The sequence below is a fragment of the Arthrobacter sp. S2(2024) genome, assembly GCF_036662515.1.
In the GTDB taxonomy this organism is placed as follows: Bacteria; Actinomycetota; Actinomycetes; order Actinomycetales; family Micrococcaceae; genus Arthrobacter.
In genome coordinates, this window is record NZ_JAYKZI010000031.1 from 1 (window position 1) to 3,826 (window position 3,826).

At 61.7% G+C, this 3,826-nt stretch carries 3 protein-coding genes, 1 tRNA gene and 1 pseudogene; 4 read left to right on the forward strand and 1 reads right to left on the reverse strand.

Annotated features, from left to right (window positions below; all coding sequences use genetic code 11):
- Positions 1-1,119, reverse strand: a pseudogene (locus VLA65_RS21875) (pyruvate dehydrogenase (acetyl-transferring), homodimeric type); the annotation flags it as partial.
- Positions 1,120-1,613: 494 nt separating this feature from the next.
- On the opposite strand from VLA65_RS21875, the gene VLA65_RS21880 reads away from it, so the two are divergent.
- The 4 genes from VLA65_RS21880 (at position 1,614) to VLA65_RS21895 (ending at position 3,628) form a co-directional block, all read left to right on the forward strand.
- On the forward strand, positions 1,614-2,036 hold the full coding sequence (locus VLA65_RS21880) for a DUF3052 domain-containing protein (protein ID WP_059387755.1): 423 nt from the start codon (positions 1,614-1,616) through the stop codon (positions 2,034-2,036).
- Positions 2,033-2,536 carry a peroxiredoxin gene (locus tag VLA65_RS21885; RefSeq protein WP_370872095.1) on the forward strand — a complete coding sequence of 168 codons (504 nt, stop codon included), beginning with the start codon at positions 2,033-2,035 and terminating at the stop codon, positions 2,534-2,536. Before VLA65_RS21880 ends, VLA65_RS21885 begins: the two co-directional genes overlap by 4 nt.
- A 5-nt stretch (positions 2,537-2,541) precedes the next feature.
- Positions 2,542-3,474, forward strand: a complete 933-nt coding sequence (locus tag VLA65_RS21890) for a Sir2 family NAD-dependent protein deacetylase (protein ID WP_284991162.1) — start codon at positions 2,542-2,544, stop codon at positions 3,472-3,474.
- Between the two features lie 81 nt (positions 3,475-3,555).
- Positions 3,556-3,628, forward strand: a tRNA-Val gene (locus VLA65_RS21895).
- Positions 3,629-3,826: the final 198 nt, after the last annotated feature.

A 3,826-nucleotide genomic window follows, 5' to 3' on the forward strand; every position in this document is an offset into this window, starting at 1 on the left:
GAGGTTCCAGATCTGGTTGTCGTCCAGGTCCGCGACCATGTCCTTGGTGGCCGGGGTTTTCCCGAAGAAGTGTTCGCGGACGAACCCGCCGGATTCGGCCTTGTAGGTCTGGTAGTCCCCGTCGACGGTTTCGTTCATGATCTTCACCAGGGACCCGTCGGTGTCGCGGGCCAGCAGCTCGTCCCATTCCCGGCCCCAGACGACCTTGATGACGTTCCAGCCCGCGCCGCGGAAGAACGCCTCCAGTTCCTGCATGATCTTCCCGTTGCCCCGGACCGGTCCGTCCAGGCGCTGGAGGTTGCAGTTGATCACGAAGTTCAGGTTGTCCAGGTTCTCGTTCGCGGCGAGCTGGAGCAGGCCGCGGGATTCGGGCTCGTCCATTTCCCCGTCGCCCAGGAACGCCCAGACCTGCTGCTCGGACGTGTCTTTGAGGCCGCGGTCGTGCAGGTAGCGGTTGGACTGGGCCTGGTAGATCGCGTTCATCGGGCCGATGCCCATGGACACGGTGGGGAATTCCCAGAAGGAGGGCATCAGGCGCGGGTGCGGGTAGGAGGAGAGGGCGTGGCCCTGCTTGGACTTTTCCTGCCGGAACCCGTCCAGGTCCTGCTCCGTGAGCCGGCCTTCCATGAACGCCCTGGCGTACATGCCCGGGGACGCGTGTCCCTGGAAGAAGACCTGGTCCCCGCCGGAGGGGTGGTCCTTGCCGCGGAAGAAATGGTTGAAGCCGACCTCGTACAGGGTCGCGGCCCCGGCATAGGTGGAAATGTGCCCGCCCACCCCGATGTCCGCCCGCTGGGCCCGGTGCACCATCACGGCCGCGTTCCAGCGCATGTACGCCCGGTACCGGCGCTCGAACTCCTCGTTGCCCGGGAACTCCGCTTCCTGGTCCGCCGGGATCGTGTTCACGTAATCGGTGGTGGTCACCATCGGCACCCCCACCGACTGGGACCCCGCCCGCTGAAGCAGGCTGCGCATGATGAACTGCGCCCGCTCCGTGCCCTGCTCCCTGATCAACGCATCCAAAGACTCAACCCACTCGGCAGTCTCTTCCGGATCACGATCAGGCAGCTGGGAAGTCAACCCGCTAAGGATGTGTGAGGTCTCTTCTCCTGCAGCCACGTCCAACCTCTCTTCATTGAATGTCTGGGCGCTTGCACTGTGGTGCGCGCTGAACCGTGCATAGAAATTTCGTATTGTGANTTGGCGCATTCATCGTCGCCTCAGGTCCGGCAGGGTAACTGCCCGTCATGAACGCGGCGTGTGCGACATATCGGTTACAACAGCCCGGTCATGTGCGCCGGGCAGGTTCTCTTGAGCTCAAGCTGCGCTATTCGCGGCGGGCGGTTGCCCTGCAGCCAAAGTCTTCAATGGCCACTGTAGCTTTGTACGAGCCGCGATGCGTAGCCGCGCGGTCGTGAAGGCGTTGTATGTCACACTCAAGCTGTTACATCGTAGGCAGTTGCAGCCGCAGTCATGGCTGTAGCCCCGATCCTGGCCATGGTTTAAGCCGCGGCTGGGGCGCGGATAATGGTGGAACGCGGGACAATGGCTTGAAGCACACGCCCAAAGGGTGTTGGCTTGTAGTAATCGAAATCACTTCAAGAGGAGGAAACGTGAGCGAGGCCGACGCCGCCACATCGGTAAATGTGGCGGAAAGATTGGGTTTCAAAGATGGGGATCTAATTCAGGAACTCGGTTACGACGATGATGTCGATTTCGATTTGCGTGATGACATTGAGGAACTCACGGGTTCCGAGCTGCTTGACGAAGACGATCACGAGGTAGTGGATGCGGTCATTTTCTGGTGGCGCGATGGTGATGGAGACCTTGTCGACGCACTAGTTGATTCATTGACCACCTTGGGTGAAGGCGGTGTTGTCTGGGTGCTGACCCCCAAGTCGGGTCGCGACAACTACGTCTCGCCCTCGGATATTCAGGACGCTGCTCCTACCGCCGGCTTGCACTGCACTACCTCCGCAGGCGTCTCCAAGGACTGGAGCGCAACACGGCTTGTAGCGCGCAAGAAGAACAAGTGACACACACGAAGTTGAACCCTTCCGGGCTGCGTCCGGGAGTTCCCGTTGTGGGCCAGGAAGCCCCGGACTTTGAGCTCGTGAACCAGTTCGGGGAGCCGGTCCGCTTGTCCGGGCTTCGCGGCCGGAACGTGGTGGTGGTCTTTTATCCCTTCGCCTTCTCTGGAATCTGCACCGGGGAGCTGTGCGAGATCCGCGACAATCTGGGTATTTTCCAACATGCGAACGCCACGGTCCTCGGGGTGTCGGTGGACAGCAAGTTCGCTTTGCGGGCTTATGCGGAAAAGGAAGGCTACGAGTTCGATCTCTTGGCCGACTTCTGGCCGCACGGGGAAGTAGCCGAGAAGTATGGCGTGTTTGATCCAGCTACCGGCATGTCGTTGAGGGGCACTTTCATCATCGATGCCGCGGGGATCATCCGTTACGTCGTCGTCAATCCGCGCGGGCAGGCACGCGACCTGGCGGAATACCGCGAGGCATTGTCCGCACTTGGCCAGGCCTAACGGCGATGAGCGCCCAACGGCCCGGCGTCGGAATGACTGGCTTCGCCATACTTCCGCCGGCCTCGACGGTTGAGTTGGATGCGGACGAGGTGGACGTTCTCCGCCGAGCCGCCGGGGTTCTCGGTGGCAAGCGGCTTGCTGTCTTGACCGGAGCCGGACTGAGCACGGACTCCGGAATCCCTGACTACCGCGGCCCTGGAGCCGCGCCGCGGAATCCCATGACCTACCAGGAATTCATCGGAAGCCCGGCCAACCGGCGCCGGTACTGGGCGAGGAACCACCTCGGATGGTCGCACCTCCGGCATGCGGACCCCAATGCCGGGCACGCCGCCGTCGCCCTCCTTGAGCGGCGCGGGCTGATGACGGGGCTCATCACGCAGAACGTGGACCGCCTGCACGAGGACGCCGGCAGCATTAACGTGGTGGACCTGCACGGCCGCTATGATCGCGTGATCTGCCTTGATGAGGGGCACGTGTTCACCCGGCGGCTCGTGGCATCGATTCTGGAGGAAATCAATCCCGGTTTCCTCGAAGCCGCCCAGGCTTCCGGCGTCGTGGAAATGGCACCGGACGCCGATGCCTCGGTGGAGGATCCCGAACTCATCCGTTCCTTCGTCGTTGCTGTTTGTCCCGTGTGCGGGGGGACGCTCAAGCCCGACTTCGTGTACTTCGGTGAAAATGTGCCCAAGGGCCGGGTCCAGCGTGCCTATTCCATGGTTGACGAAGCCGGGGCGTTGCTCGTGGCGGGTTCTTCGTTGACTGTCATGAGCGGGCTGAGGTTCGTGCGGCACGCAGCCAAACTCGGCAAGCCGGTAGTGATCATCAACCGTGGACCGACCCGCGGTGACGGTTTCGCGGACCTCAAAGTGGAAGTAGGAGTCAGTGGCGCGTTGGCCTGGCTTGCCGCTGAGCTTCCCGATCTGCTGCCATCCAAGTAGTCGATTAGTGTTCCGGGCGATTGATCCGGTAGAGTACATGTTCGTTGGTTGAAGCGCCGAGGGTGCCGAAATCAGTGTTTTGGGTCTTTAGCTCAGCTGGTAGAGCGCCACGTTTACACCGTGGATGTCATCGGTTCGATCCCGGTAGGACCCACCCAGAAGAAGAGCTCCTGAACTGCGGAAATGCAGCTCAGGGGCTCTTTTCTTTTTATTCCAGGGCCCGAGGTCCCCGATGGTGGGTTATAGGACAAAACGTGTGTAAATCCCGCGCGTGTCACGTGCGTCCTGCCCAACCTTTGCGGGCCCAGAGGCCTTCCTCTGCGGTGGCTGTGTTGCCGTATTCCTCGGGTCC

What these genes read in the sequence shown, in the direction of transcription:
- VLA65_RS21890 (WP_284991162.1), top strand. Translation starts at nt 2,542, where the DNA reads ATGAGCGCCCAACGGCCCGGCGTCGGAATGACTGGCTTCGCCATACTT.